Here is a 25688-nt window from a genome sequence, read left to right on the forward strand (position 1 = left end):
AAACTCTCCGCGTCCCCGCATCCCCGCGTCCCCGCGTCAGTCCTAACTATGGGTATTCAAGCGTACATGATATTACAGATCAATGGGAACTAAAACAAAGTTTGGAAACTCCAATCCAACCCGAAGTTTTCACCTTGATCCACTCAGAGTTTTGCAAAAGGTGAGTAGCATCCTCGGCGGAAAGAGGACGACTAAAGAAGTACCCCTGCATGTATTTGCAGCGGAGACTCCGCAATAACTCCTTGTGTTCTACTGTTTCCACTCCTTCTGCAACCACCTTGATATTTAGTACCTTGCCTAAAGCCACTATCGCCGCAATAATAGCCGCATCATTAGGATCTTTTGTCAGGTCGATCACAAAGGATTTGTCTATTTTTAGCTTGTGCAGCGGCAACTTTTTCAGATAGGAGAGCGAAGAATATCCTGTGCCAAAATCATCGAGTGAAATGCGGACTCCCATGTGATGCAATTCCAAAAGAGTTTCCCTGGTGTACTCCACATTTTTCATCGCAACAGATTCAGTAATTTCTAATTCTAAAAACTTTGGTTCTAAACTTGTTTCTGACAAAACTCGTCCGACCATATCTACCAAATTAGCTTCCTGAAATTGTCGAGCTGAAAGGTTAACTGCTACGGATATCGGCGGCAACCCGGCATTTTGCCAAGCTTTATTTTGAGCGCAGGCAGTTTTTAGCACCCATTCGCCGATGGGTATAATCAGTCCGTTTTCTTCAGCCAACGGGATAAATGTTTCGGGGGACATAAACCCCTGTTGCGGATGTTGCCAACGCACCAAAGCTTCCATCTGGGTAATTTTACCAGCGGATGTATTAATTTGAGGTTGGTAGTGAACAACAAATTGTTGTTGTTCTAAAGCTGCGTGTAGCTTATGTTCTACAATCAATAATTCAGAAGCATTAGAATTCATAACCGAGTTATAAAACTGATAGTTATTCCGGTTCTGTTCTTTAGCGCGGTAAAGAGCAGCATCTGCATTCTTTAACAGCGTTTCGCTATCTGTGCCGTCAGAAGGATAGATGGCGATACCGATGCTGCTACTGATATGAAGGTGATGTCCCTCTATCTCCAGATCTGGTTTGAGTGCTTCGAGAATTCTTTCGGCAATTTTGGCGGCATCTTCTTTAGACTTAATATGGGTCAGTAAGACGGTGAATTCATCGCCTCCCCAACGAGCAATTGTGTCTTCCTCCCGCAAGCATTTAACTAACCGTTTAGCAACCCCTTGCAACAAGCGATCGCCTATCAAATGACCCAAGGTATCGTTGATCTGTTTGAAACGATCCAAGTCTAAAAACATTACGCCCAAAATGCTTTGACTGCTAGCTGCATCTGTTAGTGCTTGAGACAGTCGCTCGTTGAATAGCATTTTATTAGGCAATCCCGTTAACAGGTCGTAGTTTGCCTGATAGCGAATCATTTCTGCCGAGCGCTGCCGTTCAGAAGCTTCTAGCGCCAAGGATACTAGATCGGCGATCGCAGCGGCAAAATTTTGTTCTTCCATCCCCCACTTGCGCTTAGTTCCCAGGTGTTCGTGACAGACAATCCCCACCATTTTGCCTTGCAACCAAATCGGTGCAGTTAATAGGGAAGTCATCCCCAGTACGCCAAGATTGGAACGGTAATATTCTTGCGTTCTCAGATCGGTACTAACATCATACGCAGCTATTGTTCGCTCTTGTGTCAATGCTGCAAAATAGGCGGGATAGTCGCTTGCTGCTATCTCAATTGTTTCTGCATTATGACCATTATTTCGATCGTACAAATTAAGGCGGCGCAACTGGGAGCAATTTTCGTTATATAACCACACCGCCGCACGCTCAACCTCTAGGATACTAGCAGCAACTCCTGTAATTTCTTCCACAGCAGCGCTGAGACTGCCGTGATTCAATGTTTTACTTTTTGCTAAATATGCCAATGCTCGGTTTTGTTTGCGAAGGCGTTTTTCGCTGTTGCGTAATGTTTTTTCGGCTCGTTTGCGTTTGGTAATATCGCGCACGATCAGGATGACTTGGGTTTTCTGGAACGGTACAAACCGCCCTTCAAAGGTTTTTTCGACGTTTTGAATCGGCAGGGAATATTCAATCGCCACTAACGACTTTGTCTTCATAACCTTGGCGATCGCATCCCGAAAGCGCTCCGCTACGCTGGGTGGAAAAACATCTTGCAAAAGGCAATCCAGTAATTGTCCCGCTGGCAGAAAAGCTTGTGATTCTCGCCCTGCCTGATAATCAATAATCCTGCCGTTGGCATCGAGGCGAAAATATAAGTCGGGAAATGCACCAAATATGGCTTTTATTTCAGCACTCGCTTCCAGTAATTGATGCTCAATTAGCCAAATATGGCTAATATCCCGAAAGCTACAAACTCTGCCAACGATCTTTTCTCCTAACCGCTGGTTTAGGTAATAGCTCTCGAAAATTCTGCCATCTTTGAGAGCGAATACTCCGTATGCTTCTGCATCTGGTTCGGCGAGCAAGTCTTTAGCTTGACCAAGATATTGTTCGGGATATTTGAATTTTTCTAACATCAACGGTAGTATTGCTGTTAGCGATCGCGACTCTATAACTTCTTCGGGAATGTCGAACATTTCGACGAACCGACGATTAAAAGTCACTATGGTTTCGCCGTTTTTAGTGGCTATTATGCCATCCCCCGTTGATTCCAGGGTTCCCAGCAACAACGCAAGCGATCGCTCTAATTCTGCTTCCGCTTTTTGCCGCTTCACTATTTCCTGCTGCAATTGCTCGTTAGCTATCTTTAACTTGGCAGTACACTCTTCGTATTTAATTTCTAACCCTGGGGGTGTTTGGTTCTCATTAGTACTTGGTCGGGACTTGTCCCATCGATCGCCAACTGGTTTTGATTGCACCCTTGTTTTGAGCAGCTTCGAGGTTGGTGCTAAGATACACAGGCCAATCAATACTCCGATCAGGCCGCTTGCTAAATTTAACCACAAACCCGATTGTATAACTGCCTCTCTTACCCAAAATTCCTCTATCATTTTCCTATTTTGCTATTGAATACTTGCGGTTCTTTCTCGCGATTCAAAAAGCTATTTCACCTTCTCCTTATTATTTTAACTACTCTTTTTTTATCGTATAAAAGTTTAAAATTTATAAATATTTTACCCAGATTTTGGCGAATTAATTAAAGATTTAATCAAGTTATCAAACGTCGAGTTTTTTTGACAATTTAATCAATTCGGTTGATTTTAGCAACCGAATAATCACTGAAATTTTAGCTAATAGTTTTTACTGAATCGCTAGATCCGCTTTTTCTCGGTTTTGCTGCACTGGGATTTTAATGCAAAACTCCGTTCCCTGTCCTAGAGTCGATTCGCACCAAAGCGCCCCGCCGTGTTTCTCGACTACAATTTGATAGGAAATTGACAAACCCAGTCCCGTCCCTTTACCCACAGGTTTGGTGGTGAAAAACGGGTCAAACAGTCGCGATTTCACTTCCTCTGGGATTCCAGACCCATTATCCCCAATCCGAATCAAGACGCTTTCTCCTTGGAGTTCGGTCGTTATCCGAATACTTGGGTTAGGACAACTGCCATTACCCATGACCTCCTCAAGTGCATCGATTCCATTGCACAGAATATTCATAAATACTTGATTGAGCTGACCTGGGTAGCACTCTACTCGCGGCAAATCCCCATAGTCTTTACTTATTGCAATACCAGGATCTTCAGTTCCTCCCTTGACTTTCCCTTGGGGACGCAGGCGATGTTGCAAGATTAACAGCGTGTTATCAATTCCTTCATGAATATCAACCGATTTGGTTTGCGCTTGGTCCAGGCGAGAGAAATTCCGCAAACTCAATACAATCTGGCGGATGCGTTCGGTTCCAACTTGCATTGAGGATAATATTTTCGACAAATCCTCCATGAGAAATTCCAGGTCAATTGCCCCGATCCGCTGTTGAATTTCACCCGCCGGTTTGGGATAGTACTTTTGATAAAGTTCCACCAATTCTAACAAGTCTTGCGTATATCGTTCGGCAAAGGCTAGGTTACCGTGGATAAAGTTGACGGGGTTGTTAATTTCGTGGGCAACACCAGCAACCAATTGACCCAAAGAAGACATTTTTTCCGTTTGAATTAGTTGGGTTTGGGTTTGCTTGAGTTTATGCAAAGCTTGCTCTAGTTTTTGGGCTTGTTCTATGGCTCTTGCTTCCGATTGGCGCAGTGCTTTTTCTGCTCGTTCCCGTTCAATAACTCTCCCAAGTTGAGTGCCAATATTGGCGACAATTTCTAACAATTGTTCGTCAGGTTCTATCGCATCGGATGAGAAAAATTCCAGAACCGCTACCACTTCTGTCCCTACTAACACTGGGAAAGCAAAACCAGCTTTTACTCCCAGTTCTCCTGAGAGTTTCACTCTGGGAAAATCGGTGTATTGTTCCACCGCGTTGACATCGACGATCCATTGTGGTTGTTTGCTGCTGAAAACCCGACCAGGCAACCCGATTCCTGGGGCGAGGGGGGTGGCTTCGGTGATTTTGCGGAATGTCTGGAAGCGTTCTGGATCTTTGATGTTCCAAAGTTTTGTCGGGATTAATTCACCCGTTTCTGTGGGGATATAAACATGTCCGACGGGCCATCCAGTATGATGGCAGATGCGTTCTAGACAGATTTGTAACGCGGCTTCGCTATTAGTGGCTTCGTTAGCAGCAGCAGTGACTGCTTGGAGTAATTTGACGATTTTGTTTTTCTGCCGCAGTTCAGCTTGTGCTTGTTTGCGATCGCTTATCTCGCTTTCTAAAATTTGATTGGTCTGTTTGAGTGCAGCGGTGGCTTGTTCTAAGGCTTCTGCTTTATTTTGCGCTACAGAGGCAGCAGTGCGGGCTTGCTGGTAAAGTTCGGCTTGTTGAATCGCGATCGCTAACTGCATTGCCACCTGTTGCAGCAATTCTACCTCTGGCTGCTGCCAAACTCTCGTCCCCCGACACTCGTGAACGATTAGCAATCCCCAAAGTTTCTCCCCGATTAAAATCGGTACGACGATGGTGGCTTGCACCTGCATCCGCCGCAATAACGCAGCATAGCAATTGGTGAAATTCTCCGTTGCCACATCGTTAACGATCCGTACCCTGCCCTTTTGGTACAGAGCGATATATTCCTTGAGAATACAATTATCTGTGACCAGCGATCGCGGCGATTGACCATTTTGGGCGATCGCGTCGCAGCTGGGGTTACTTGCCCGATCTACAATTGACCGCCAATTTCCCATTACTTCTTCGACAACGACTTTTCCTCCCCAGTCTGGATCGAACTGGTATATTACCGCCCGATCCGTATCGAGAAATTTTCTCACCTCCCCCACGGCTGTTTGTAAAATTGTTTTTAACTCCAGGGTGCTGCGAATTTGATCCCCAATCAGCCGCAGCAGCGATTCTCGTTCCATTGAAGCGCGAGTTTTGGCAAACAGACAAGCTTGTTGGATCGAAATCGCCAGTTGATTTGCCACTGCTTGGGCTAATTCTCGGTCGCTTTTTGACCAGTCGCGAATGTGGGAACACTGGTTTAAATATAAAATTGCGTGCAGTTTATCTTTCGTTTGCACTGGCACGACCAGCGAAGATTTGATCTGCGCTTTTTGGTATTCTTCGTTATCCGGACCAATCCGAGAGTCAGCCGCTATATCTGGAATCGCCACCATTTGACGATGTTGGATTACCCACTTGGTAATCGGTCCGTAGGGATGAAAATCTTCGATCGAAGGCGGAAAGGGTTCTCGACAAACTTCGTATAGGTGCTGGTGGTGGTACGCAAGGCGATGCATTGTTTCGCAGCAAGTAACCGATTGTTGCCGATACGCCTTTGAATCCCCAGGGTCTTCCACCATATGCACCAGACAGCGGTCTACTCCCAACGCTTCTAACAGTTGCGCGATCGCGAAGGTTAATATCGTTTGCAGATCGAAACTCTGCCGCGTTTGGCTGGTGATTTGGTTCACCAGTTTCTCTCTGGCGATAATTTTTTGGGTTTGTGCTTCTACTTTTGTTTGACGAATAGCGATTTCCATCTGTTGAGCGATTAACTGCAAGAATTCAATTTCAGCCCTACCCCAACTCCGATTTTGCTCGCACCAGCAAGCAATAATTCCTATACCCCCATCCGCTTGGGATGCTTCCCCAAGGTTCTCTATCCGCAAGGGAACCAATACTTTAGCATTGGCTTCCATTGCTTTTAATTTACCTTGCACCCCTCCAACCTCGGTTTTGCATTGGGCAATTGGCAACCGAGACAGCCATTTCGCCGCCTTACCCAACAGCGAACTGACACCAGTCCCGCTGTTAATTATCAATTTACCCTGAGCGATCGCTACTCCATCCCCTCCAAACATTTCTACCGGATAATATCCTTTTTGTAAAGGCTGTTGATTACCCGTGACGCGATCGCAGACTAATTGCACCTGTTTAGTACTATGAAAATACCACAAAAAACAACAATAATCTAGATGCAATAGGGTCGCAATTTGATCCACCACCGTTTGTAAAATCTCGCTGCTGCCAAATTCTATGCGATCTTTGGAGTTCCAAATTTTATCAACAACTTTTCGTAGCAGTACGCCCCGATTCAGCGGTTCTTGCAATTGGGAAACTTCCAGCTGTCTGCTGTCGTTGAAAATAGAATATAGCTTGCGTATAACAGAGTCATAGCTTAACATAGCTACACATTGACGATGAAGGATTATTTAATTTGCCAGGAACTTTGTAAACTTACATAATCATCTGAGAATTGAACGGCATCTTACAAGCCTGGTACGCCAAATTTAGCTAGAGAAGCAATTTCTCTCCCTTGTCCTCCTTGTCCCATCTATTGAGAGTTTCAGAACTTGCCGCACAGATTAAAGGTGACGCTGCACTGACCGATATTGCTTCTGCCTTCACACCCTGGCACAGGGGTATTTTAATCCAGAATTCTGTCCCCTGTCCTGGAGTAGATTCGCACCAAAGCGCGCCGCCATGTTTCTCCACCACAATTTGATAGGAAATCGACAAACCTAAGCCGGTTCCCTTGCCTAGCGGTTTGGTGGTAAAAAACGAATCAAATAGTCGCTGGCGCACTTCTTCGGTCATGCCAATGCCATTATCTGCGATCCGAATTAACGCGCTTTCTCCTACAACTGCGGTAATTATGCGAATCTTGGGGTTAGGGCAACTGCCATGGGCCATGCGATCTTCAATTGCATCGATGGCATTGGCAATAGCATTCATCAACACTTGATTGATTTGTCCGGCGTAGCATTCCACCAAGGGCAAGTTGCCGTACTCTTTGATAACCTCAATTGCAGGACGTTTATCTTTGGCTTTGAGTCTGGTGTGCAAAATCAGCAGAGTGCTATCAATCCCCTCATGCAAATTCACTAATTTCATCTCATTTTCGTCCATGCGGGAAAAACTCCGCAAGCTACGCACTATCTGACAAATGCGGTCTATTCCAACGGTCATCGAAGACAGCACTTGAGGCAAGTCTTGACTCAAAAATTCCAGGTCAATCGCTTCTATCTTGTCTTGAATTGCCTGATTGAATTGGGGATATTGCTCCTGATAAACGCGCACCAGTTCGAGCAAGTGTTGAACGTAATTAGTGGCAAAACTCAAATTACCGTGAACAAAACTGACTGGGTTGTTGATTTCGTGGGCGAGACTGGCGACAAGTTGTCCAAGACTGGAAATTCTTTCGCTATGAATCAGTTGAGCCTGAGTTTGTTTTAACTCTTGCAGCGCTTTTTGCAGTTTCTCCGCTTGGATTTTGGCAGCAGCAGTGGCTGCACAACTCTGACAATAGAGTTCAGCTCTCTGGATATCGAGGGCTAGCTGTTGCGCCTCATTTTCTTTTTGATACTGATTGACAACCGCATCTAAAGCTATCAGCAATTGTGTGGAAGCAGCATCCTGAATGTAGCGCAGATGGGGATTATCCTGAGTTAGCTCTCTTGTATTTGCATCCGCCAAAGCTTTGACTTGAGCGATATAACTGCGGATCTGGTGGTCTAAGTTGAAGGGGAGTTCAAAGTACATCGCCAAGAGCGTCGCTGAGAGATGACCCGATAGTTTCAGCTTCTCGTCGCCGTTGAGCAGTCCGTTGTGCGATGTTTCCATCAAATCGATATCGGCTAACAACTGGTGGCGCAACTTTTCCTGCTCGGCTTTATCTTGAGTACAGACCAGTCTCAGACACAACAAAGCCGTTCTTTGCGAAAGCATCCGCTGACGACCGCTGACATTGATTGCTGCGGCACTAATCTCTCTTTTGGTACTGATTTGATTGGGGTCGAAATTTGCAGCTAGAGCAAGCACGGGTGATAGCTCCAAACGTGACAGTCTACAGGTTCTAGTTTGAGTCAATGGTAGATGCAAGCGCGTAATGCCCCCCATTTCGCAAGCGCCAGAAAACAACTGGCTTTGACGTTTTGTCAAGCTTCCTCTAAAAAATTCAATCAAGAAGCCTAAAAGTATTTTCTTGAGTCAATACTTAGACAGCTAACAAAACGTTAAATTTAGATTCTTTTCAAATATGGGTCAAACGCGCCGCTGTTTTAGTAGTATTTCATACTAACTGCGACAATTTTGCAAAAGTATATATAATTTAGAGCTGGCAGTAATAGAAGGGCGGGCGGGACGCCCACCCCACAAGAGATTAATTTTGCTTGTGGGATGGGCGTCCCGCCCGTCGCCTTGACTTATGACTTATTACCGATTAGCTAGAGCAAGTATTTTTGGACGGCAAGTACTAAATTGTCAGCGCAGCGATCGGCAAGTTCTAAGCTGACGGCTTCAACCATAACCCGAATCAGGGGTTCGGTGCCGGAAGCCCTGACCAGAACGCGACCCTCGTCGCCCATTGCGGTTTCTGCGTCTGCGATCGCTTTGTGTAGCGGTTCGCAGTTTTTCCAACCCAAGCGGACTTCCCGGTCTTCCACCCGCACGTTCTTTAACAGCTGGGGGTAAGTCTGGAAACTGCCATCCACCAGTTCCGCTAAAGACACGCCGCTGCGTTTCACCAGTGCTGCTAAATGCATTGCCGTCAGCAATCCATCGCCGCTGACGCCGTAATGGGGGCAGAGGATATGTCCGGATTGTTCGCCGCCCAACATGGCGCCGTGTTGCAGCATGGCGGCGTGAACGTATTGATCCCCGACGGCAGTTCGCACCATCTGACCACCCAGTTTCTGCCACGCACGTTCAAAACCGAGGTTCGCCATTACGGTGGAAATAATTAGATTTCCCGGCAACTGTTGCGCGAAGGCCAAATTTTGACCCCAGAAATAGAGGATGTAATCTCCATCCACGACGCGCCCGCAGCTATCTACCGCCATCACCCGGTCGGCATCGCCATCAAAGGCTAACCCCAGATCTGCCTTGTGGTGCTTGACAGCTTCTTTGAGGGAATGGAGATGGGTCGATCCGCAATTGACATTGATGCGAGATCCATCGGGGCGATCGTGCAAGCAGATAACTTCTGCCCCCATTGCCTTAAATGCAGCTGGTGCCAGATGTACGGCGGCACCCCAAGCCAGATCTAAGACAATTCGCATTCCCCGCAGGTCTATTTCTCCCAGCAGCGGTTTGTGCAGCGATTCCAGGTATTCGCCAGTTAATTCGGCTCTTTGGTATTGGCGTCCCCAACAGCCGTTCAACATGGGAAAATCGGCGTTGCCTCTAATTCCAGCTTCAATTTTTTCCTGAATTGCCTGGGGTAGCTTGGTTCCATCCGCGCCAAAAAACTTAATGCCGTTATCCTCTGGGGGATTGTGAGAAGCAGAAATCATCACGCCCCCAATTGCCGGGGAAACGCTCGTCAGATAGGCGACGCAGGGCGTGGGGCAGATTCCCAAATGCCAAACTTCCAGTCCCGCTGCGGTCAACCCCGCTGACAGCGCCATTGCCAGCATATCGCTAGAGTTTCTAGGGTCTTGGCCTACAATAACCGCGCCGGTAGCGCTGCCGTTACCAGATCGCAGCACTTGACCTGCCCAGAAACCAATTTGCATTGCCAGGGGCGCGGAAAGCAAATCTCCCACCCGTCCGCGAATGCCATCGGTGCCAAATAAAGGCGTTGCTGGCAAATCGACTGAGTGCCAAACCGTACTGAAAGAAGTCTGTTTGATCGGATGTGCCGCAGGCGTCAAAGACAACGACGCTTCAGAAATGCCAGACAGTTGAGACTGGATCTGTGATGTAACCATAATTAATCAACACTCCACACACGCTTTCTTGTGGACAATAGCACTTTCTTTAACTATTCCGCCCTAGTTTTAGATCGAGAGTTTGTCTCAGCTCCCTAGATTACACTACGTTAGACCAATAACCACTTGTCTTCCGTAAAGATACGGAAAAGTTGGGCGGAATTTTTTTAAAGATTGGGTGAATTGACAGTTTTCCGTTTGCCTCTAAACGCCCACCTCTGACAACAAAGGTTGGATCGTCTCCCAGGTTAGTCCTTGCTCGATGTAACGGGGTGCGGCGGGGTTATAGGGACTTGCTACCCGGTCGATAGAGATAATTGTGGCATCATCTGGCAAAACTGGCACATCCGGATCTTTCGCCGTCGGACGCATTAAAGAACTGGAAAAGCCTTTAAAAATAGCAATTTGGTCGGCTTCGCCAAGGATTTCAACCGTCACAATTAGAACTTCGTGAGGACGCTTGGCGGTGTATCGTTCTAAACGCTGGGCTATTGAATAAGTCATTAGTCAATTGTGATTTGTCAGTTGTGTCGGGGCGGGTTGCACCAGCCATCGATGCCATCATCTACAGTTTATTTAAACCCGCCAAGAGTTGTTACTGACCAATTTTACTGTTCCATTGCCGAGCGTCCCTGTTTACCCAGCCGCACAAAAATAAAGTAGCTCAGGTAAAGGACGTAAATTATTAAGCCAACGATGCCGAGAAAGCCTAAAAACCCGGTGCTGTAACCGGCATGGAAAATTTCCTTGTAGCGCCAAGGTGGTTCTAGCCAAACGCGACAAGATGGTTGTTCGATCGCGCCTCCACCGAAGGCACAACCGAGGAAGAAGATTTGAGCCACAAAGCCAATCAGATTGTAAACTGTAACCGCCCAACGCCAGGATGTGAGAGCCAGTTTAAGCGATCGCTGGGGCAGATCGTTGATTTCTTCGTTGATATCCGCCCAAAACCACAGGGAGGCGGGAATCAGGAGTCGCGCGATCGCCGCCGTGATAAAGCCAATCTGCAATGACGCGATCAACAGGTATACCGTAATCAAAAGCAGGCTCGCCACTCGCCAGTAGATCGTTAACAGGCGTTGCACCGCTTCCGATCTTTTATACAGTGCCCAGATTAGCAGAGTTAGGGGGATAAAAACTGTGAACAACAACGCCAGCCTATAATCCATCCAAACTAGCGGTTTAAACCAAACATTTTCTTCCATAGATTGCTTCGAGCTGCTTTTTTTCTGGCTTTACCCGGTAGATAATTCAATTCCTATTTCAGTCTAATGATTTACTGCCAGGTTTTGAGGCAGCTTCTTAGGCCCTAATCGCCTCAATCGTAGACAGCGAGAGCTTTTGAGCCTAGTCATTATCTTTACCCGGTGCTTAAGCAGGCGGAGAACTTCCGCTCGTGCCATTTCCAGCGGTAGCCATCCGGGTCAAGTTGCGCGTACGCATCGGGGAAAGCATCACCCAATTTCTTCTTAAGTCCGCTCAACCAAACGGTTGATTTTCCCACCCTGGATGCTGTGCCCTCTGCCTGTAAGCCACAAAGGTACGTCGTTAGAGTCAAGCGCTTGTTCCTGGGCAGAGGGTGCGCCGCCTTGGCAGAATTCCAGCACCAACTGTTTAAACAGCAGTTTCACCAGCGCCAGCAGCGCATCGCGATCGCGCCAAGCGAATCAGCGCGAATTTAACCTGCTGGCGGATGGAACCAGACCTAGCAGCTTGAGTTTTTTGCTCGAGACCAGAAGCTATCGTGATACCCATTGAGTTACCCGATGCAATCAACGCGCGTTTCACCGCCGCCAAAGTTTCCGCACCTGTAGTTTTATCTGCCAGAATCGTTAGCAACCCGTGCATCAACTCATCCCGGTGATTCTTGTCAAGCTCCAGAAACTGCCGCAATATCTTGCCGAATTTATTTCTCAAACTCTGGGGCGAGTTGGTTTCTACTTTCATGTGGACGAGTCGCCAAAGCGCTATCCTGCAAGCACCCGAACCGCTAATAAATTCTCCCTTTTTCTCTCCCTCACTCCTTTGATTTGGAGCCATCCCCATTGCAGAATGAAACTTACGACACGAGATATGAGCTAGGGTTGGTTTACCGCTTTTTGTCCCTTGACGCTTAATTTTGATTATCGGTTGTCCATCAGAACCTAAAAACTGCTCAACCGGAAAAATCTGAACTAACCAGATTGCTTGGGTTAGTCATCCTGCGGTGAGATTCAAACCTTTCCCCTGTTCGACACACAACGAGACTATTAACTCAAGTTGCTAGTTATAAACTTTGGCGTTGCTAATTGCTAATTGCTAATCTTGGATTTTTAGCAATCTCGCCATTAGCCTCGTGACCCAGGCGGTCGCCTGGTCACGCCATTAGCCGCTCCCAGAGAGATAACTAGCAACTTGAGTTATTATCAGGTGGTCAGCGTTGGCTGGTCAAATCGCCGTCGGGTTTATGGCTGCTTGATTCATATAGACCAGGACTGACGCAAACACCAAAGTTTCTCTGAAAAATCGTCGGGAAAGGAAACTAGAGATCTAGGTCGAAACTTTGGTGATAGGAACGCCCTTGCGTAAGTCCTGTAGACATTAAAGGCGACAAAATCAAAGATGCAACATGATGGGACAGAAACGGGTGTGGCGAATCAGTTAGTTGAGCTGGGAGTTCCAAAACAAGATATCATGCTGGGGTATCATGCTCCCTATGCCCGGAAGCACACAGAGTTTGCCGTCGGCTGAGTCATCCAATTGGTCAATCCCACTATACCCTACAAATGTAAAACGCTTAATTTAGAAGGAAAAACCATGACCAAAATTATTTCAATTCACTCCTATCGAGGTGGTACGGGCAAATCTAACACCACTGCTAATTTAGCCGCCACTGCTGCCTTATTAGGCAAGCGAGTCGCCTTAGTCGATACCGACATTCAATCTCCGGGTATCAACGTCCTTTTTGGCTTAAAAGACGACCAAATTAAGCGTACCCTCAACGATTATTTGTGGGGACGCTGCGAAATCAAAGACGCCGCCTATGATGTCAGCCACGTGCTTCAAGGTGCAGCGGGAAAAGAAGGCGGTAGCATTCATCTGATTCCCTCCAGCATGAAAAGCGACGACATTGCCAAAGTTCTGAGTGAAGGCTACGATGTAGAGTTACTCCAAGAAGGGTTATACCAACTCAATGACCTGCTAAATTTAGACTATCTCTTCATCGATACGCACCCCGGAATTAACGAAGAAACCCTACTCTCAGTCGGCATTTCCGATACCTTAATTATTATCCTCCGTCCCGACCAACAAGACTATTTAGGAACGGCAGTAGTAATTGAAGTTGCAGAAAATCTAGAAGTTCCCCAAATGTTGTTAGTGGTGAATAAAGTATTGCCAGACTTTGACCTCAAAGCGCTGCGGCAGAAAGTAGAAGAAACCTACAACAAACCCGTTGCAGGAATCATGCCGCTTTCCACTGAAATGATCCGCTTAGGCAGTCAGGGATTGTTTTCCTTGCAGCATCCCAACCACGAGTTAACCGCTGAATATAAAGAGATTGTTTCTCATATTTAACCTTAGTAAAACCCGCCCCTAAGACCTCAGGCGTAGTTAGATACCCGACTTATTAGAGAAGTCGGGTATCTGGGTGTTATGTTTAGGACACGATCTAATTGATTGATGATTATGAAAATTTTTGCTCTCAGACTCAAGCCCGAACAAGATTTGAAAAAGAACCTGAAAAACTTTGTTGCTACTAACAAGATTCAGGCAGGATTTATCTTAACCGCTGTCGGCAGCCTCGCACAAGCAACAATTAGATTTGCTAACCAGAATGAAAGTCAAGTATTGTCAGGTAAATTCGAGATAGTTTCTCTCGTTGGCACTGTTTCAATAAACGGAATTCACTTACATATTTCCATCTCGGATTCTGAGGGGATAACCAGGGGAGGGCATTTAGATGATGGTTGTCTTATTTATACAACAGCTGAGATTGTAATCGGAGAAAACGAAACTCTAACTTTTTTGAGAGAGTTAGACGAGCAAACTGGCTATCAAGAATTAGAAATTATAACTAGAAATGAATAACTATAGATTCTAGAATCCCGGTTTCTTTGACAGGACTTACGCAACCACAAGATGCGTACGCATCACCACCTAATAAACCATGTCTGCCAGCAGGTCACTACTAAAAATCTGATTTTTTCAAGTAGTCACCCCAGTTGCTAGTTATAAATTTAGAAGTTATAAAAGGCTTCGTCTTCGGTGTTTTTACGGAACGAATTTTGTTAAGCCAATCAAACATTCAGCAGTAGTTCTGAGGATTTGGTTATCAGCCAAGGCTATCGTCATAACTAGCAACTTATCCATAAGTTACTTCTATGGCGCTTAATTTAGCAAATCTTTGTTTGCTACCACCCCAGGATTTACTTAGCAGTTACCAATTGAGTCAGCCCGTCGCCATTGGGGTAAATCAGGCACTAACGCAATTTCAACAGGCTTTATCTGGCGAGGAATCTTTGCATGGGAATACTATCAATGCCGCCTTGCAGCAACTCACCCCAGTGGAAGTCATTCCCCTGGCGGAAGAATTCTCCACTGGCACTAACCTCAAGTGCCAGCAAGTTCACGAGTTTGACCGCTATATGGAACTCCAACATGTTAAAACTAAAGAACCTGCTAAGTTAATAGTTGCGAGCCTGTTGAGAGCTTATTTAGGTTTTTTAGAACTCAGTACAAGTCTGAGTTTTAATCCTAACAAAGCCTTGGTAAAATCTGGATTTACAACTTATGCTGTTCTCTTAAGAAGAGCGTTCGGACTACAGGAATATAATTGCGATGATAATATCAACGATAGCCATAATTATAATAGCAAACCAAACCTCACTCTTTCTCCGCTTCAGATATGGAAGAAAGGACATTGGGTATTTTTAGTATTTAGCCAAGGGTTAATTTTGAGTTTAAATCGCTTGGTTGATGCCATTGGTAACGACCAACTCGACCAAGCAAAACTTGAGTTAGAAACTGCTGCTGAACTGATGTACGCATCGGGAGCAGCAATGAAATTAACTGGGAACTTCACTAGAGAGAAATATGAAAGTGAAATTCGCCCTACTATGATTGCAGGTAATCCCCAGTCGTTGGTAGAGTCAGAGAATTTAAGTGGGTTAATGATGTGGGATCACGATTATCTCATCAATGTCATTTGCAAGCAGAAGCTACTGCGAATCATGAAAACTTTACCCAGCATCCTCGCAGCCGAACACGAAAAATTTGTCCGATCTTATCAATGCGGCATATCTGATGGACACAAGAGTATTTGTGCGGAATTTGGAGGGGGTGAAATAGGGTCTTTGATAGCCGCTTCCGAAAGTAGTGCAGCTATCAAAACTTTGGAAAAATTTGAAAATAGCAGAGTCAAACTACTCGACCCTACGGGTCGAATAAAGGGTGGCTGTCCGGTAAATATGACTCTAAGAGCAAAGGCTTCTCTGGAAATGATTCAATCTTGGAAGAAAAGAAAAAAAACTCAACACCATCACCATCCCGAATCCTGAATCTTCTTTAGAGTTTACAAGTATAAAATGACTCTGGGACTCAAAGGCTGATAATCTGTGTATAAATTCACCACGGCAAACCAATGACATTAGAAAAAGAAAGCTTGGGATTACTTCAAGAAGCACTAGCACGACTAGAAGAAGGTTTTCACAACCTACCAAAATGCTCGCGCTCTCCTAACCTAGATGCTATGAGAACCGTGCTGTTGGAAGTCGCAGAACGGATGCAGGATAATTATCCCTACCACCATCCCCTCTACGCTGGGCAAATGCTCAAACCTCCCACAGAAATTGCCCGTCTTGCTTATACTTTATCCCTTTGGATCAATCCCAACAATCACGCCCAAGATGGTGGACGGGCAAGTTCGGCAATGGAGAAAGAAGCAGTTGCAGAAATTGCCAAAATGTTCGGTTGGGAAACTCATTTAGGACATCTGACCAGTGGCGGCACAATGGCGAATTTAGAGGGATTATGGGTGGCAGGAAATTTACAACCAAACAAAAAAATAGTCGCCTCTAATCAAGCACACTACACCCATGAAAGAATTTGCGGCGTGCTTCGCCTTCCTTTCCAATCCGTTCCTTGCGACAGTCGCGCCCGGATGGATGTATCAGCGCTGAAAAAACTGCTACAAGAAGGTGATATTGGCACGGTTGTTGTGACGATGGGGACGACGGGAATGGGTGCTGTCGATCCCCTACCAGAAATTCTCGCACTTCAGGCTGAATATGAGTTCCGCATCCATGCCGATACCGCCTACGGCGGTTACTTTACTTTGGCAGATAATCTTGATGCCGAAACAAGAGCCGCTTTTGATTGTCTCAAACAAGTTGATTCCATTGTTGTCGATCCGCACAAACATGGACTCCAACCTTATGGCTGTGGCTGCATTCTTTTCAAAGATCCCTCTCTTGGGAAGCTTTATCAACATAATTCGCCCTACACTTACTTTAGCTCTGAGGAATTGCATTTAGGTGAAATTAGCCTCGAATGTTCCAGACCGGGTTCATCTGCGGTAGCACTCTGGGCAACTCAACGTTTACTACCTACAATTCCAGGCGGTGAGTTTGCTGCTTATTTGAGTAAGTCGCGAACAGCAGCACTTACTTTTTTTGAGAAACTGCAAAATGATTCGCGATTTATAGTGCCTTTTACGCCGCAATTGGACATTGTTGTTTGGGCTGTAAAATCTCAGAGTGCAAGCGAATCTTCACGACTGGCAAAGGATATTTTTCAAGTGGCAGGACAGGAAAATCTCCATCTAGCTACGGCGAATGTATCAAAAGAACTATTTTTAGAGACTGGGGCAGGAATTAATTGGGATATTGACTCTATTACCTGTCTGCGGTCTTGTCTGATGAAACCCGAACATCTGGATTGGATAGACAGTATTTGGCAGACGCTTGACTTAGTAACAACAAAGGTAATGAGAGAGGCTGTGTCAATAGCTACTTAGGAGCATGGATTAAGTAACATCCAAAACTTGTAGGTTGGGTTTCGTCAATTAAGTTAACTAGGGGAGGGATTTTCAATGGCTCGAATTCGACGCTCAGACATTCCCGAATTTTATTGCCCGATAGAAGTAAGATTGAACGAGCATACTGATAAGGCTGAGAAAAACAGCTGGGAATGGGTGCGTAAATTTGGCCTTGTTCCAGAGGGAGGGGTCGAGTATCGAGCTTTGCAAGCAGAGAAAGCAGCTTGGTTGGTCGGTTACACTAATCCCGATGCTGCGGCAGATGACCTTTATTTGATAAGTGACTTCATGACTTGGATATGCATTTATGACGATCTGTCTGACGCTGCAAATTTAGGGAAACATCCGGATAAATTATCTATTTTGCATCAACGCTTGGTGGATGTATTAAACGGTGCTGATGTCAGCGGTCAAGATGATAACTTGACTCAAGCATTACAAGACATTTGCCAACGGTTAATCCAAAGAACAAGTTGTGAATGGGTTGAGCGTTTTGCCAGGGATGTAGAACAGCAACTCCAAGGATTTGTATGGGAATCTACCAATCGTTTAGCGGGGATTACGCCAGATTTGTCTAGCTATGTAAAATTACGTCCCTACTCGCTAACCATATTTCCCAACTTGGATTTAACTTGGGTTTCCCAGGATATTCCAGCGAATGCTAAATTCTTGAGACACATTTATGTCCAACAGATGACCGTGATGGTATGCAATCATATCGGTTGGACAAATGACGTATTGGGAATCAATAGAGAGTTGCGGGAGGAAAATCCTCATAACATAGTCCTTGTACTACAGCAAGAATATAACCTCTCGCTGCAAGATGCTGTCAAACGAGCGGTGGAAATGTGCAATGCTGAGGTCAAAGCATTTCTTAACTTAGAATCGCGTCTGCCCTCGTTTGGTGAGACGGAAGATATAAGTCTGAAACGCTACATTGACGGACTGCGTTCCTGGATACGGGGTCATTTAAATTGGTGCTCTGAAACTGCACGCTATCCTTTTTAAGGGCACGAAGACTCTCCCCGTCCGATGAGCGATCGCACTAAACCGGGAGGTGGTAAAAAAATACTGACAAATCTTGCTTGAATCGTCGGGTGGCACAAGATGCGATCCGCAAGTTGCGGACGGTTTTGCGATCGCACCAAGTTCGCTTCATCCAACTGGCAAGCAGACCAGAACACCTCATAACCAAATCTATGCAATTTCTCGATAAAAACAACGAAATTATATTCCAAACGATGAACCATAGCGATATTGAAGAGACTGCTATTTGTATTTCCCAGGTTTTTTCAAGTTTTGAACCCCTCGCCAAAGCCCTAAAAATTTCCTTGAATGAGATGTATCGCTTGGCTTTACCTGTTTGTGAGAAAACGGCAGATGAAGCAATTTCGATAATTGCTAAAGCTCGAAACACAAAAGAGGTAGTGGGTTTCATTATTTCCGAAAATTTTATGACAATTCATCCAGACCATCTGGGTATTGATAATAAGTTTGAAGCACTTTTTTCTTGGCTGTCAGAACTGGAAGAAAAATACCGAAGCCGTAATCCGATTAAAGCTGGACAGGTACTGCATATTTTTATGCTGGGAGTCCAAGAGAAATACACTAAGAGACATATTGCCACAACCTTAGTGAAAGAAAACTTGAACTTAGCTAAACACCATAACTTTGAAATTGCTATTGCTGAGGCTACCGGAGTTGCTTCTCAGCACATATTTCGCAACCTTGGGTTTACTGAAGAGTTTGCCATTGAATACAAGTCATACAAGTTCAAGGGGAAAAACATTTTTAGTTCTATTGAGCATCCTTCTAGTTGTCTATTGATGTCCTCTCCAATTTGAAGAGTTTTTCTTCGGTTAAGTGTTTCATTTAGGGTAAACACTTCTAAATGAAGTTGACAAAAATATCTATTTATGTATCTGTTGAAAGAGTATTGACACTCCCCCGCTTAAAAGACGGGGGATTCTGTACTCAACGTCAGAGTTTGCTCGCTTCAGGGTTGCTCCAACTAGCGTAGTGACTCCAACTCCGGAGCGCGTTACTTTGGGGATGCCCTCCCCTAGCTTGCAATGCAAGATTTAAAATGTTTATTGCCGCGTTTTCATCTCTATTTAACCTGCATCCACACTTACAGATGTGGGTACGAGTTGATAGAGACTTTTTCACAATTGCCCCACAATTACTACAGTTTTGACTGGTATATCGTGGGTTAACCGCAACAGCTTCTCGGTTAAACTTGCAAGCATTATACTCAACCCATTGTCTAAATTGCGTCCATCCAGCATCGCTATCCCCCCAACCCCCCTTATTAAGGGGGGCGAAGGGGGGATGGTTTTTGACCATATTGCGAACACTTAAATCTTCATAAGCTACTAAGTCGTTAGACTTGACTACGCAACGCGCCAATCTTTTGGCGTGTTCATTACGCTGCCTACTTACTCTTAAGTGTTTCTTAGCAAATCGCTTTCTTGCATGAGATCGCCCATTTTTACCCTTTTCTTTCTTGTAGATGCGACGCTGAGCATGTTTAATAGACTGTTCAGCTTTCTTTAGAAAGCGTGGATTTTCTTCCTGATGTCCGTTGGAATCAGTATAGAAATACTCAAAGAGCAAAATGACGGGGGTCCCAAGTTCCCGTATACTGATACTCGGATTCTTTATAGAGAATGCCAATATTATCTTCATTGGTCAAAGGAACTGATTCTAAAATTCCTATTCCTTGGCCTCCATCTGTCGAATTTTTCAGATATTTATAACTAACATAGGCGCGATACAAAAGACTTGGGTAACGCATATCCATGGGTAGCTCAGCTTGTATTAGGTCATGTCGTTCCTCCTCTAGGCTGCTTAATTCTTTTCTGGTAATATCTAGCAGCAGGGACATATTTTTATCCTGAAGATTAACCATAAAGATATGGCCTATATTGTCACATAAGACTATGCGATTAGGCATCGCTCCTTCAAATCGTACCCGTTGCGGTTCAGCAGCAGGAAAAAAGGCTCTCGCGGCTCTGGTTTGTCCAATTGTGAAACCATCATCATTGAAAACTATATGCCAACACCCTGAAGGACGCAACTCAGTAGAACGCTCCCCAATTCCTATTCTGTCGATGTTAAAAATCCACCTTTCATCAGGATCGTTGGAAGCTTTGATTTTAATATTGATATCCTGCTCGCTTAAGACTACAGCGTAAGTTCCACCATTACCTTCCAATCTGTAAGTTAAATTGGACTTTTCAATATCTGCAAGCTGAGGAATTACAACAGTTCGTCTGGCTTTGTCTAACTTTACCGTGACAGTAGTAGGTCTATATTGACATCGGAATTGATCGATGGCAAAGTCTGAGGTTGCCCAGTAATCATAGTAAAACTTCTCATAAAAATGAGATTCAATTGTGCGGAGTGCATTTATACCAGGGCTGCTAAAATTCTCTTGCCAAAGTGGTGATACTGTGCCGTGCTTATAATCGAAAACCATCTCGATATCTCTGGGCAAGACAATCACATCTACATTGGTATTCTGTAATTGTACCGTTTGAGGGCAACCAAGTCCTTCCCGAACACTAAGAAGTGGTAGAGTTTTCGCTCTACTATTACCTACCCAACCCACATCGGGACCGGCCGAGAAACTATCAGTATTGTTGACTTTAGTGTGAGCCGCTCCGGGGTGATCTGGATTAACTTGATAGAGATATTGACTACCAAAGGTCAGCCGTCGTCCTAGGAGGTCAATTTCGGTGATAACTGCCCCTCCTTTAGGTTTCAAGGCTGATTGAATGCCCTGATATTGATCGGCTGCTTGGTAAGTCATACCCCTGCTACCATCAGAGTTAGCAGCGTAGCCCTGAGCAATTGTACCAAAGGGTTCAGCTACCTTTTCTGCATTCTCAGTTCTTTGGGCATATAGTGCTACTAAGGTGGGAATTCCTGCCGCTAACCCAGCAAGGGGGACTGCGATCGCTCCCAAGATGGAAGCTGCGGTAGAAGCGCCGATAATTCCTAACCCCAGGGAAAGCAAAGAAGTGGCAGTTGCTGTAACATCAAAGACCAAAGTTGTAGTAATCGAAGCTCGTTCAGGAGTGGATGAAGTCTTAGAAAGGACAATGCCATCTAAGATGACATTTCCTATACTCAAAAGAACGCCCAAGCCTTCTGTGAGAGAGGTTTTCACCACAGTGGTGACTAAGCTTTCGGAAACTTCCTTGGCTACAGCGCCGCTATTTCTTAAAGCCGGTATGATCTCAGTGATTACTTGAGATACTTCTGTGACCACACCATGGCCGTATTGGGTTAAGTTCCAATAGCTTTGTACTCCCACTGCTAGATCTAAATCTGGGTTATCAGATTTCTCATACAACTCTCCCTCTGCAACCCAATTGATAACGGTTTTAACTAAGTCCGCTTTATTAGCGCCGACCCCAACCCCAGCAGATACACTACTACTGGCAGTTTTAGAGGTTACCTGACCTGTGAGGGAATCAACTTGAAACATTTCTCCCAGATTTTGGGCTTGTTCGTTGAAAAAGGTGCGGAAATTCTCAAAAGTTGGATCATTGGTTTCAATCCAGCGAGTCTCATCTAGATTGTTCTTGTTAATGAACTGAACACGGTATTGACCTGCTGTAGCTTCCACATTTTGAATTATCGGTACCCAGTTAGAGTCAAGTTGAGCCTGCTGGTTAAGGGTTTTGACCGCTTGGGTCCAACGCTCAGTTTAGGTATCTAGGATTTTTTGAACCAAAAAACTACGACCAAATCCAGACATAGCAGAGTTTTGAACCATTTTATATCTTCCTCTCTAAATTAAACATTACTTACGCCAAGTCTCTATCTGTAGCGTGTCATCTGGTAACCGCGCCATCTCCTGCGGCGAGAGCAGTTGGTAGGGAATGCTATAGCAGTGCGCTCTCGCGTATTTACGTACGAATGTTCTAGTAGCCTGCTGATAAAGCTTCTATTTCTAATGTGTAAACACACCAGCGCTCATTGCTATAACTTGGTCAAGTGCAGCACGGGATATATCTACCAAATCTCTTCGAGTGTAGCACAGATCTAAAGAGCCGCTTTCAACGTAGTGCGTCTTGCCCAGCGTATTCCACAACTTCTCCCAGCCAATGAACGCTGCATCGACCATCCGAGAGTAACCAGGTGAAGCGCTGTGAGCATAAAGGTTTCAGAAATACAATCTATGTCCACTCACGGCTTAATATAGGGAGTAATTACTAGAACCACAAAAACAAGGACATTCCCCGAATAAGTAGTACATCGATCGCGACATATGTTATCATCGGCATCACTCGAATTACCCGCGACTGTCGTGTACACTGCCCTCAAGACCAAGTTAAAACTCACCCCTGCCCAAGCGGTGTTAATGGCAAAACACGCGGGGATTGCTCGGTTTACTTTTAACTGGGGACTCTTAACATGGATCGCGCTCTATTCTGAGGGGTTGAAGCCCAATACTTTGGTGTTGAAAAAGTTTTTTAACAATCACGTGAAGCCTGTCTATCCTTGGATGAAAGAACCAGGCATTTGTCAAAAAGTGACCCAATATGCCTTCGAGCATCTGGGTAGGGCATTCGGTAACTTTTTTTCGGGGAAAGCAAGTTATCCAAAGTTCAAGAAAAAGGGTCAGCACGATAGTTTTACCATCGATGCTAGTGGCAGACCGCTCGCCGTGGGCGGTACGAGATTGAAGTTACCCACAATTGGCTGGGTATCAACTTATGAAGGTTTGCCCCACGTCACCACCAAAAAATTTACCATTTCACAAGCATCTGGCAACTGGTATATCAGTTTTACCTATGAAATAGAGCCTGAATTTACGTCTAAATCCCGTGACTTTATAGGTGTAGATTTGGGAGTAAAACAGCTAGCTACCCTGTCGAGCGGCATGGTAATTGCCAACCCCCAGGCTTTGAAGAAAGCACGGTCGCTTTTAGCGAGATTGCAGCGCCAGTTGCAGCGCAAACAAAAAGGTAGCAAAAGATATCACCGACAAAAGTTAAGGTTAGCAGCAGCTCATCAACGAGTAAAAAACATCAGACTCGATGCTACTCATAAAGCTACGACTTATATATGCAAAAACCACGCCGTTGTTGTAGCAATTGAGGACTTAAATGTATCGGGAATGATGGCTAACCATAAACTAGCGGGTGCTGTTGCGGATGCCAATTTTTACGAATTCAGGCGACAAATTGAGTACAAAGCACAGCGCTACGGTTCCTGTGTCGTTTTAGTAGATCGGTGGTATCCATCAACTCAGTTATGTTCTAACTGCAAAGGACAGCAGCCGATGTCTCTTAGCGATAGGATTTATGAGTGTTCGGCTTGTGGATTTGTAGCCGAGAGAGATTTCAATGCTGCTGTGAATTTAGAACAATATGCTCGGAGGGCTAAGCCGAGCCTGGACACAGAGGGTTAATTGCGCCGTCGCTCCCTGTTGAAGTGTCAACTAATGTCGGGCATTGTCCGGGTTTTAGATAGCAGTACCTCACGGTAGCGAAACGATTAATCTCCCCCGTTTGTTTATGTCTAATATTGCCTTACGGGGAGGCGTTGCACCTGCCCGTGCGTATATTCCCGAACTGCTGGCTGATGTAGTGGCTGGTAAAATTGACCCCTCACCCGTTCTCGATATGACCGTCGAACTCGATGGTGTGCCAGGGGGGTATGCCGCGATGGATAGCCGAGAAGCGATTAAAGTAATGGTGCGACCGTGAACTACCTACGCTCCAGCAAGCTGTGAGTGTAGGCTTCTAGCATTCCTGAGAACTACTAGAACTTCCTCCCTTGGTACTATTGGTAGTAGAGTCAGTTAATACAGGATTCCCTCAAAGGCATCCCCCCTGCCCCCCTTAATCAGGGGGGTTGGGGGGATGTCCCAGCCCCACACGCTTTAAGTTGATAGCGGCATTAATGTCGCGATTCACCCAAAGACGCTCTTTTTCATGCCAATACTCGCGGATATCGCAATCAGTGAACATAAATTCATCACGATACGCGAGTAATTGAGATGTGTATGCAGGTTTGGCTGCTATTGCCCTAGCTCCAGCTTTTGAAGCTATGTATTCTAGGATTGTGAAAAACTGTCCAAAGGCGGCATCATTCCAAGACTTGTTCAAGCCTGATTTGGCACTTTGCCCGTTTGGAAGATAAGTCCCGTTTTCGTCCCGCCCAGCTTTGTTTCTCTTTGACAGAGCTTTTAAGTTTAAATCTTCACGTACAAAAACTTTTTTATTTGTCCGAACTAGGTCTTTCCTCGCTCTGGCAATACGTTGATGTTCTCGCGCTTCCCTCAAGGCTAGCTTACGTCTTGCCTTACTGCCTTTTTTCTTGGCTGATTTACGATTAGAAACTAAGGCTCGCCGCTTTTCAGACTTTCTGAAAGACTTTAGCGCTGGTAGTTTGGTATTTTCTGAAGTTGCCAAATAATCGTCTTCATGTAACACCGCATCCAATCCCAGAGTGTTATCCCAAGTGGGCGTTATCTCATCTGGCGTGAAAACTGGTACGTTTGGATCTTCGAGACAAATTGTGATGTACCAGCCATCAGCTTTCAAGGTTAACAAAGCATTTTTTAGTACAAAACCATTAGGTAAAGGTCGATGTCAACGTACTTTTATCCAACCTTTTAGCTTTGAAATTGACAAGAATAACCAATCTTTTTCAATACGCTCAACGGTAATGGCTTGACCTTCAATCCTCATGGTGCGGTAACGTGCCGCATTCTTGAAACGTGGCTTCCCACTACGATTACCATTGCTATCCCCTTTAATAAAGCGAGAGAAAGCCAAATCTACGCGGAGAGAAACATCTTGCAATGTCTGAGAGGGGACACGAGTAAAATCCAACAACTCTCCAGAATGACCCACTTTAAACAAGTCTTCTTTAAGAGTAGGAAGTTGTTTCTTTTGAGAGTATAAATCAGGATTTTCGCGTAGTTGAGGCAACGGACAACTGACTATTGAACAAGCATCAATGCGACTGCGGTTGTTCTCCCACCAATCAAATCTGTCTCCTAGTTGCTTGTTGTACCAGTACTGGCAAATCCTCAACCAAGTATTTAGTTCTAGTTTTTGATTGGTATTTGGAACTGCCCGATACTGAGAGTTAAGCAACATTTTTAATCACCTCCTTTGTGACAACTATGCTAACATAAACGTAACGGCGTTGTACTGGCATATGAAAAATCAAACATTGAACTTGCGAATATCAGAACGCAGATTAATAATTACGGTTATATTCAGCCTGGAAAGATAAGACTATGACTCAAATACTCGAAGATTTCATTGACTCATTACCAACCCCAGAAATTGGTAATCAAGTCGCTGTCCCCACTCCCGCGTTGACTGACGGTCAACATAGGTCGGGGGACGCAACCTGATTACCCCAAAATTCATCCCACACTGCCTTCGGTCAGATGTGGGGCTTCTTTTGGTTTGGGCTAA

General features: G+C 45.2%; 20 protein-coding genes and 2 pseudogenes. 9 read left to right on the forward strand and 13 right to left on the reverse strand.

Annotated features, from left to right (window positions below):
* Window positions 1-79: 79 nt before the first annotated feature.
* From ACE1CM_RS29845 to ACE1CM_RS29880, 8 genes are all read right to left on the reverse strand, one after another.
* Window positions 80-3022, reverse strand: coding sequence for an EAL domain-containing protein (locus ACE1CM_RS29845; protein ID WP_374882480.1), 2943 nt, complete (start codon window positions 3020-3022; stop codon window positions 80-82).
* Window positions 3023-3272: 250 nt separating this feature from the next.
* On the reverse strand, window positions 3273-6695 hold the full coding sequence (locus ACE1CM_RS29850) for a GAF domain-containing protein (protein WP_374882481.1): 3423 nt from the start codon (window positions 6693-6695) through the stop codon (window positions 3273-3275).
* Window positions 6696-6804: 109 nt separating this feature from the next.
* Window positions 6805-8331, reverse strand: coding sequence for an ATP-binding protein (locus ACE1CM_RS29855; RefSeq protein ID WP_374882482.1), 1527 nt, complete (start codon window positions 8329-8331; stop codon window positions 6805-6807).
* Between the two features lie 404 nt (window positions 8332-8735).
* Complete coding sequence (glmM, locus tag ACE1CM_RS29860; RefSeq protein WP_374882483.1) at window positions 8736-10220, reverse strand: phosphoglucosamine mutase; 1485 nt, start codon at window positions 10218-10220, stop codon at window positions 8736-8738.
* Window positions 10221-10424: 204 nt separating this feature from the next.
* Window positions 10425-10724, reverse strand: coding sequence for a hypothetical protein (locus tag ACE1CM_RS29865; protein ID WP_374882484.1), 300 nt, complete (start codon window positions 10722-10724; stop codon window positions 10425-10427).
* Between the two features lie 104 nt (window positions 10725-10828).
* Entirely contained in the window at window positions 10829-11425 is a 597-nt protein-coding gene (locus ACE1CM_RS29870) for a DUF3177 family protein (protein ID WP_374882485.1), read from the reverse strand.
* 264 nt (window positions 11426-11689) lie between these two features.
* On the reverse strand, window positions 11690-11851 hold the full coding sequence (locus ACE1CM_RS29875) for a hypothetical protein (RefSeq protein WP_374882486.1): 162 nt from the start codon (window positions 11849-11851) through the stop codon (window positions 11690-11692).
* The gene (locus ACE1CM_RS29880) at window positions 11835-12260 is read right to left on the reverse strand and encodes a hypothetical protein (RefSeq protein WP_374882487.1); all 426 of its coding nucleotides are present in this window, start codon (window positions 12258-12260) and stop codon (window positions 11835-11837) included. Before ACE1CM_RS29880 ends, ACE1CM_RS29875 begins: the two co-directional genes overlap by 17 nt.
* 369 nt (window positions 12261-12629) lie before the next feature.
* Between ACE1CM_RS29880 and ACE1CM_RS29885 the strand changes: the two are divergent.
* The 6 genes and pseudogenes from ACE1CM_RS29885 (at window position 12630) to ACE1CM_RS29910 (ending at window position 18243) form a co-directional block, all read left to right on the forward strand.
* A pseudogene (locus tag ACE1CM_RS29885) lies at window positions 12630-12950 on the forward strand (element excision factor XisI family protein).
* Window positions 12951-13016: 66 nt separating this feature from the next.
* The gene (locus ACE1CM_RS29890; RefSeq protein WP_374882488.1) at window positions 13017-13775 is read left to right on the forward strand and encodes a MinD/ParA family protein; all 759 of its coding nucleotides are present in this window, start codon (window positions 13017-13019) and stop codon (window positions 13773-13775) included.
* A gap of 105 nt (window positions 13776-13880) precedes the next feature.
* The gene (locus tag ACE1CM_RS29895) at window positions 13881-14288 is read left to right on the forward strand and encodes a PPC domain-containing DNA-binding protein (RefSeq protein WP_374882489.1); all 408 of its coding nucleotides are present in this window, start codon (window positions 13881-13883) and stop codon (window positions 14286-14288) included.
* A 293-nt stretch (window positions 14289-14581) separates the two neighbouring features.
* Complete coding sequence (locus tag ACE1CM_RS29900) at window positions 14582-15757, forward strand: hypothetical protein (RefSeq protein WP_374882490.1); 1176 nt, start codon at window positions 14582-14584, stop codon at window positions 15755-15757.
* 83 nt (window positions 15758-15840) lie between these two features.
* On the forward strand, window positions 15841-17214 hold the full coding sequence (locus ACE1CM_RS29905; protein WP_374882491.1) for a pyridoxal phosphate-dependent decarboxylase family protein: 1374 nt from the start codon (window positions 15841-15843) through the stop codon (window positions 17212-17214).
* A 75-nt stretch (window positions 17215-17289) separates the two neighbouring features.
* Window positions 17290-18243, forward strand: coding sequence for a hypothetical protein (locus tag ACE1CM_RS29910; RefSeq protein WP_374882492.1), 954 nt, complete (start codon window positions 17290-17292; stop codon window positions 18241-18243).
* Here ACE1CM_RS29910 and ACE1CM_RS29915 read toward each other — a convergent pair.
* Entirely contained in the window at window positions 18240-18485 is a 246-nt protein-coding gene (locus ACE1CM_RS29915; protein ID WP_374882493.1) for a hypothetical protein, read from the reverse strand. The genes ACE1CM_RS29910 and ACE1CM_RS29915 overlap by 4 nt on opposite strands.
* On the opposite strand from ACE1CM_RS29915, the gene ACE1CM_RS29920 reads away from it, so the two are divergent.
* On the forward strand, window positions 18477-19079 hold the full coding sequence (locus ACE1CM_RS29920; RefSeq protein ID WP_374882495.1) for a GNAT family N-acetyltransferase: 603 nt from the start codon (window positions 18477-18479) through the stop codon (window positions 19077-19079). The genes ACE1CM_RS29915 and ACE1CM_RS29920 overlap by 9 nt on opposite strands.
* 136 nt (window positions 19080-19215) lie before the next feature.
* On the opposite strand, the gene ACE1CM_RS29925 is transcribed toward ACE1CM_RS29920, so the two are convergent.
* Together ACE1CM_RS29925 and ACE1CM_RS29930 are read right to left on the reverse strand one after the other, a co-directional pair.
* Window positions 19216-19923, reverse strand: coding sequence for an RNA-guided endonuclease InsQ/TnpB family protein (locus ACE1CM_RS29925; RefSeq protein ID WP_374882496.1), 708 nt, complete (start codon window positions 19921-19923; stop codon window positions 19216-19218).
* Window positions 19841-21937, reverse strand: a pseudogene (locus ACE1CM_RS29930) (TcdA/TcdB pore-forming domain-containing protein); the annotation flags it as partial. The gene ACE1CM_RS29925 and the pseudogene ACE1CM_RS29930, both read right to left, overlap by 83 nt.
* Window positions 21938-22516: 579 nt before the next feature.
* Here ACE1CM_RS29930 and ACE1CM_RS29935 point away from each other — a divergent pair.
* Complete coding sequence (locus ACE1CM_RS29935) at window positions 22517-23662, forward strand: RNA-guided endonuclease InsQ/TnpB family protein (protein WP_374882497.1); 1146 nt, start codon at window positions 22517-22519, stop codon at window positions 23660-23662.
* Between the two features lie 106 nt (window positions 23663-23768).
* Window positions 23769-23960 carry a hypothetical protein gene (locus tag ACE1CM_RS29940; RefSeq protein WP_374882498.1) on the forward strand — a complete coding sequence of 64 codons (192 nt, stop codon included), beginning with the start codon at window positions 23769-23771 and terminating at the stop codon, window positions 23958-23960.
* Between the two features lie 135 nt (window positions 23961-24095).
* Here the strand turns inward: ACE1CM_RS29940 and ACE1CM_RS29945 are convergent, their stop codons facing one another.
* The gene (locus tag ACE1CM_RS29945; protein WP_374882499.1) at window positions 24096-24809 is read right to left on the reverse strand and encodes an RNA-guided endonuclease InsQ/TnpB family protein; all 714 of its coding nucleotides are present in this window, start codon (window positions 24807-24809) and stop codon (window positions 24096-24098) included.
* 39 nt (window positions 24810-24848) lie between these two features.
* The gene (locus ACE1CM_RS29950; protein WP_374882500.1) at window positions 24849-25361 is read right to left on the reverse strand and encodes a helix-turn-helix domain-containing protein; all 513 of its coding nucleotides are present in this window, start codon (window positions 25359-25361) and stop codon (window positions 24849-24851) included.
* Window positions 25362-25688: the final 327 nt, after the last annotated feature.

Source organism: Microseira sp. BLCC-F43 (genome assembly GCF_041929235.1).
In the GTDB taxonomy this organism is placed as follows: Bacteria; Cyanobacteriota; Cyanobacteriia; order Cyanobacteriales; family Aerosakkonemataceae; genus Microseira.

What these genes read in the sequence shown, in the direction of transcription:
- glmM (WP_374882483.1), bottom strand. Translation starts at nt 10,220, where the DNA reads ATGGTTACATCACAGATCCAGTCTCAACTGTCTGGCATTTCTGAAGCG.
- ACE1CM_RS29850 (WP_374882481.1), bottom strand. Translation starts at nt 6,695, where the DNA reads ATGTTAAGCTATGACTCTGTTATACGCAAGCTATATTCTATTTTCAAC.
- ACE1CM_RS29940 (WP_374882498.1), top strand. Translation starts at nt 23,769, where the DNA reads ATGTCTAATATTGCCTTACGGGGAGGCGTTGCACCTGCCCGTGCGTAT.
- ACE1CM_RS29845 (WP_374882480.1), bottom strand. Translation starts at nt 3,022, where the DNA reads ATGATAGAGGAATTTTGGGTAAGAGAGGCAGTTATACAATCGGGTTTG.
- ACE1CM_RS29895 (WP_374882489.1), top strand. Translation starts at nt 13,881, where the DNA reads ATGATTATGAAAATTTTTGCTCTCAGACTCAAGCCCGAACAAGATTTG.
- ACE1CM_RS29950 (WP_374882500.1), bottom strand. Translation starts at nt 25,361, where the DNA reads ATGTTGCTTAACTCTCAGTATCGGGCAGTTCCAAATACCAATCAAAAA.
- ACE1CM_RS29925 (WP_374882496.1), bottom strand. Translation starts at nt 19,923, where the DNA reads ATGAAGATAATATTGGCATTCTCTATAAAGAATCCGAGTATCAGTATA.
- ACE1CM_RS29915 (WP_374882493.1), bottom strand. Translation starts at nt 18,485, where the DNA reads ATGGTTCATCGTTTGGAATATAATTTCGTTGTTTTTATCGAGAAATTG.
- ACE1CM_RS29905 (WP_374882491.1), top strand. Translation starts at nt 15,841, where the DNA reads ATGACATTAGAAAAAGAAAGCTTGGGATTACTTCAAGAAGCACTAGCA.
- ACE1CM_RS29870 (WP_374882485.1), bottom strand. Translation starts at nt 11,425, where the DNA reads ATGGAAGAAAATGTTTGGTTTAAACCGCTAGTTTGGATGGATTATAGG.
- ACE1CM_RS29865 (WP_374882484.1), bottom strand. Translation starts at nt 10,724, where the DNA reads ATGACTTATTCAATAGCCCAGCGTTTAGAACGATACACCGCCAAGCGT.
- ACE1CM_RS29900 (WP_374882490.1), top strand. Translation starts at nt 14,582, where the DNA reads ATGGCGCTTAATTTAGCAAATCTTTGTTTGCTACCACCCCAGGATTTA.
- ACE1CM_RS29920 (WP_374882495.1), top strand. Translation starts at nt 18,477, where the DNA reads ATGAACCATAGCGATATTGAAGAGACTGCTATTTGTATTTCCCAGGTT.
- ACE1CM_RS29880 (WP_374882487.1), bottom strand. Translation starts at nt 12,260, where the DNA reads ATGGCTCCAAATCAAAGGAGTGAGGGAGAGAAAAAGGGAGAATTTATT.
- ACE1CM_RS29935 (WP_374882497.1), top strand. Translation starts at nt 22,517, where the DNA reads ATGTTATCATCGGCATCACTCGAATTACCCGCGACTGTCGTGTACACT.
- ACE1CM_RS29890 (WP_374882488.1), top strand. Translation starts at nt 13,017, where the DNA reads ATGACCAAAATTATTTCAATTCACTCCTATCGAGGTGGTACGGGCAAA.
- ACE1CM_RS29910 (WP_374882492.1), top strand. Translation starts at nt 17,290, where the DNA reads ATGGCTCGAATTCGACGCTCAGACATTCCCGAATTTTATTGCCCGATA.